The sequence below is a fragment of the Longimicrobiaceae bacterium genome (genome assembly GCA_035936415.1).
Lineage (GTDB): Bacteria > Gemmatimonadota > Gemmatimonadetes > Longimicrobiales > Longimicrobiaceae > JAFAYN01.
In genome coordinates this window covers 1-4,560 of the sequence record DASYWD010000117.1, presented here as the reverse complement: position 1 = coordinate 4,560, position 4,560 = coordinate 1, and the positions used below count along the sequence as shown (strand labels likewise).

Here is a 4,560-nt window from a genome sequence, read left to right as displayed (position 1 = left end):
CCCCGAAGTCGCCGGCACCCCGCCCGCCCCGCACGGCGGGCCGCAGGGGAGCGTCGGGCCGCGCTCCCCCGTGCGCGTGGACTTCAGCGTCTCCATGAACGCGTTCGGCCCCGCGCCCATCGTGGTGGAGGCCGTCCGCGCCGCGCGCGTGGACGTGTACCCGGACCCGGAGTCGGTCGCGCCCCGCCGCGCCGCCTCGCGCCGCTGGGACCGCCCGCCGGAGGAGATCTCCTTCGGGGCCGGCGCGGCGGAGCTGCTCCACGCGCTCTGCTTCGCCTTCGTGCGCCCCCGTGACACCGCGCTGATCCCCAGCCCCACCTTCGGGGAGTACGCCCGCGCGGTGTCGCTCTGCGGCGGACGGGTGCTGCAGGGGATCGCGCCGCCCCCGGCGTACGCGCTGGACGTGGAGGAGATCGCCGCGGCCGTGGTGCAGCACCGCCCGCGCCTGGCCTTCCTCTGCGCGCCCAACAACCCGACGGGGCAGCCCTTCGCGCGCGAGGAGCTGCGGCACGTGGCGGACGCCTGCGCCGCGGCGGGGACCCTCCTGGTGCTGGACCAGTCGTTCGACGCCTTCCTGCGCGAGCCGCTGGGCACTCCCGCCTTCCCCGCCCACCCCGCCGTGCTGCACCTGCGCTCTATCACCAAGGAGCACGCGCTGGCCGGGGTGCGCGCGGGGTTCGCGGTGGGGCCGGAGAGCGTGGTCCGCGCGCTGGAGCAGGCGCGCCCGCCCTGGCCCGTCTCCACCATGGCGCAGGCCGCGGCGGTGGCCGCCTTCACCGACGCGGCCGCGGCGCACCTGGCGGCGACGCTCCCCTGTCTCCGCTTCGAGCGGGAGCTGCTGGAGGCCGCCTTCGCCCGGCTCCGCCTGCCGACCGTCCGCACCGCGACGCACTTCCTCCTGGCCGCCGTGGGCGACGCAGCCGCGCTCGCCGCGCGGCTGCGGGAGGAGCACGCGGTCCGGGTGCGCGACTGCGCCTCCTTCGGCCTGCCGGGGCACGTCCGCGTGGGCGCGCGCACCCCGGCCGAGAACAACCAGCTGGTGGGCGCCCTGGAGGCGGTGTGCTCCGGGTGACGCTGGTGCGCCACGGCACCACGGCGTGGAACGAGAGCGGGCGCTACCAGGGGTGGAGCGACCCGCCGCTCTCGGAGCGCGGCCGGGCCGAGGCGGAGCGCCTGCGCGACCGGCTGGCGGGAGAGTCGTTCGACCGCGTGGTGGCGAGCGACCTCCTCCGCGCGCGCGAGACGGCGGAGATCGCCGCCCCCGGCACCGCGGTGGAGGCGGAGCCGCGCCTGCGGGAGCTGCACTTCGGCGCGTGGGAGGGGCTCACCTGGGACGAGTGCACCGCCCGCGACGGAGACCTGCTGCGCCTCTGGACGGAGGACCCCTCCGCCCACACTCCGCCGGAGGGCGAGACCGTCGCCGACTTCGAGGCGCGCGTCGCCGCCGCGCTGGACGACCTCCCCGCCGAGGGGAGCGTGCTCGTGGTCGCGCACGCCGGGGTGGTGCACGCGGTGCTCGCCCGCTGGCTGGGCGTCACGCTGCGGCAGACCTTCCCGCTGCGGATCTCCGCCTGCGGCGTCACCCGCGCCGAGGTATTCCCGGGCGGGGTGCGGGTGACGTGCGTGAACGAGACGGGCCCTCACCCGGCGGCCTGAGAGCCGCCACCCTCTCCCATTGCTGGGAGAGGGGATCAACGGATGGGGCCCGGGAGTGAGTAACACCGACCGAAAGGATCCATGAGCGACAGAACCGACCCGCTCGCGCCGCCCGAGCCCGTCGAGCAGACGAAGGGGAAGCGCAGGGCGCCCGTCCCCCGGAAGAAGCGCCCCGGCGCATACCGGGTGCCGCCGCGGGAGAACCGCAGCGGGCTGGTGATCGTCCACACGGGCGACGGCAAGGGGAAGAGCACCGCCGCGTTCGGCATGCTGCTGCGCGCCGCGGGCCGCGGCATGAAGGTGGGCGCGTGGCAGTTCGTCAAGAGCGCCGAGACCCGCTACGGCGAGCACCTGGCGGCGGAGCGGCTGGGCGTGGAGATCGTCCCGCTGGGGGACGGCTTCACCTGGCTCTCGGAGAACATCGAGGAGGACCGCGCCCTCGCGCGGCAGGGGTGGGAGGTCTGCCGCGAGGCGCTGCGCGGCGGGGAGTACGACGTGCTCATCTTCGACGAGATGACGTACCCGCTCAACTTCGGCTGGCTGGACACGGACGAGGTGCTGGCGGAGATCCGCGCCCGGCCCGCCGGCACGCACGTGGTGGTCACGGGCCGCAACGCGCCCGGGGCGCTGGTGGAGCTGGCGGACCTGGTGACGGAGATGCGGCTCGTGAAGCACCCCTACCGCGACCAGGGGATCGGGGCGCAGCCGGGGATCGAGCTGTGAGCCCCGGGACCTCCACGACCGACCGACGGATGCGATGCCCACGATCTACCTGATCCGCCACGGCGAGACCGACTGGAATCGCCGGGGCCTCTACCAGGGGACCACGGACGTACCGCTGAACGACGCGGGGCGAGCGCAGGCGGACGCGCTCGGCGCCCTGCTCCGCGAGGTGGACTTCGACGCGGGGTACACCTCGCCGCTGCGCCGCGCCCGCGCCACCGCTGAAGCGGTGCTGCGCGGGACCGGCGTCCCGCTGGTGGAGGTGCCGGAGCTGCGGGAGCTCTCGTACGGGCTCTGGCAGGGGCGCGGCTCCGAGCCGGCGGGGCGGTGCAACCCAGGGCTGGAGTGGAGGTGGAAGCAGGACCCGTGGAGCGTGTGCTTCCCCGGCGGCGAGTCGCTGTACGACGTGCGGGTGCGGGCGGCGCGGGCCTTCGGCCGGATCGTGGACGCCCACCCGGGCGAGGCCGTGCTGGTGAGCGGACACGGCCACCTGAACCGCGTCCTGCTGATCCACGCCCTGGGCTGGGAGCGGGATCGCTTCTGGGAGATCGAGCAGACGAACGGGTGCTGCTGGCGCATCGAAGTGCCCGAGGCGGGCGGCGAGGTGCGCACCGCGGAGCGGGTCGACGCCCCGGCCGTGCCCGCCGCCGTGGAGGGCGCCGCGGGATGAGCGCCCACCCGCGCCCCGGCGAGGGCGCCCCCCGCCCGGCGGGCGAGTTTCCCCCGGATGCCAAACAGGCGGTGTACGACGCCATCGCCCTGCGCCGCGACATCCGCGCCTTCCGCCCCGATCCCGTCCCGGACGAGGTGCTGCTGCGCATCCTGGAGGCGGCGCACCGGGCCGGCTCGGTGGGCTTCATGCAGCCGTGGGACTTCGTGGTGATCCGCTCTCCGGCCCGCAGGGCGGAGGTGTACGAGCTGTTCCGCCGCGCCAACGACCGGGCCGCCGCGCACTGGGAGGGCGACCGCCGCGGCAAGTACGGCGCGCTCAAGCTGCAGGGGATCCTGGACGCGCCGCTCTCCGTCTGCGTGACGTGCGACACCCGACGCGGCGGCCCGCACGTGCTGGGGCGCGACACCATCCGCGAGACGGACGTCTACAGCACCTGCCTGGCCGTGCAGAACCTCTGGCTCGCGGCGCGGGCCGAGGGCGTCGGCGTCGGCTGGGTGAGCATCGTGGACAACGCGGAGCTGGCCGCCGCGCTGCGCCTCCCCGTCGGCGTCGTCCCCGTCGCCTTCCTCTGCGTCGGCTATCCCGTGGAGTTCCCGGAGACGCCCCTGCTGGAGGCGACCGGCTGGCGGGGACGGCTGGAGCTGGCGGAGCTGGTGCGCTTCGAGGACTGGGAGGGCGACGGCTTCGGCGACCCGCTCCGCGACCTTCTGGGCCGCCCCGGGCGGCGCGCCGGGCCCGAGGACCCGCCCGCGGCCGACGTGCCGGTGACGGTCGACGCCCTGGTCGCCGGGGTACCGGCCGTGGACCCCGGCGGCGAGCGCGCGGCGCGCGTCCGGGAGCGGCTGGACGCCCTCACCAAGCCACGGGGGAGCCTGGGCCGGGTGGAGGAGCTGGCGGTGCGGCTCGCCCGCGCGCAGGGGACCGACCACCCCGCGGCGGACCGCAAGCGCGTCCTCGTCTTCGCGGGCGACCACGGCGTCTGCGCGGAGGGGGTGAGCGCCTACCGCGCGGACGTGACCACGCGCCTCTGCTACAACTTCGTCGCGGGCGGCGGGCCCATCAACGCGCTCGCCCGCCGCGTCTGTGCCGAGCTCACCGTGGTGGACGTGGGGGTGGACCACGACTTCGAGGGGGCCACCGGGATCGTGCACCGCAAGGTGCGCCGCGGCACCGGCAACCTGGCGGTGGAGCCGGCGATGACCCGCGCGGAAGCCGAGCGCGCCCTCCTGGCCGGCGCCGCCGCGGTGCTCGACGCCCCCCCGTGCGACGTGCTCGCCCTGGGCGAGGTGGGGATCGGGAACACCACCTCCGCGGCGGCGCTGCTCGCGCTCCTCCTCGGCGTGGACGCAGACGAGGTGGTCGGCGCCGGGACCGGGGTGGGGAGCGCGACGCTGCGCCGGAAGACGGGGACGGTCGGGCGGGCGCTGGCGCGCTGCCGCGGACGGGAGATGGACGCGCTGGACGCCCTGGCCGAGGTGGGCGGGCTGGAGATCGCGGCGCTTGCGGGC

At 76.2% G+C, this 4,560-nt stretch carries 5 protein-coding genes; all 5 read left to right on the top strand.

What is annotated here, in order from left to right; all coding sequences use genetic code 11:
* Nucleotides 1-1,072, top strand: a 1,072-nt coding sequence (locus tag VGR37_04440; protein ID HEV2146644.1) for a histidinol-phosphate transaminase, incomplete at its 5' end; no start/stop codon positions are given.
* Nucleotides 1,060-1,656: an alpha-ribazole phosphatase gene (cobC, locus tag VGR37_04435; GenBank protein HEV2146643.1), complete on the top strand. Its 597-nt coding sequence runs from the start codon at nucleotides 1,060-1,062 to the stop codon at nucleotides 1,654-1,656. The genes VGR37_04440 and cobC, both read left to right, overlap by 13 nt.
* 81 nt (nucleotides 1,657-1,737) lie before the next feature.
* Nucleotides 1,738-2,379: a cob(I)yrinic acid a,c-diamide adenosyltransferase gene (gene cobO / locus VGR37_04430; protein HEV2146642.1), complete on the top strand. Its 642-nt coding sequence runs from the start codon at nucleotides 1,738-1,740 to the stop codon at nucleotides 2,377-2,379.
* A gap of 34 nt (nucleotides 2,380-2,413) precedes the next feature.
* A complete protein-coding gene (locus tag VGR37_04425) occupies nucleotides 2,414-3,049 on the top strand; it encodes a histidine phosphatase family protein (protein HEV2146641.1) in 636 nt (211 codons plus the stop codon).
* On the top strand, nucleotides 3,046-4,560 hold a 1,515-nt coding region (gene bluB, locus VGR37_04420; GenBank protein ID HEV2146640.1), incomplete at its 3' end, for a 5,6-dimethylbenzimidazole synthase. The genes VGR37_04425 and bluB, both read left to right, overlap by 4 nt.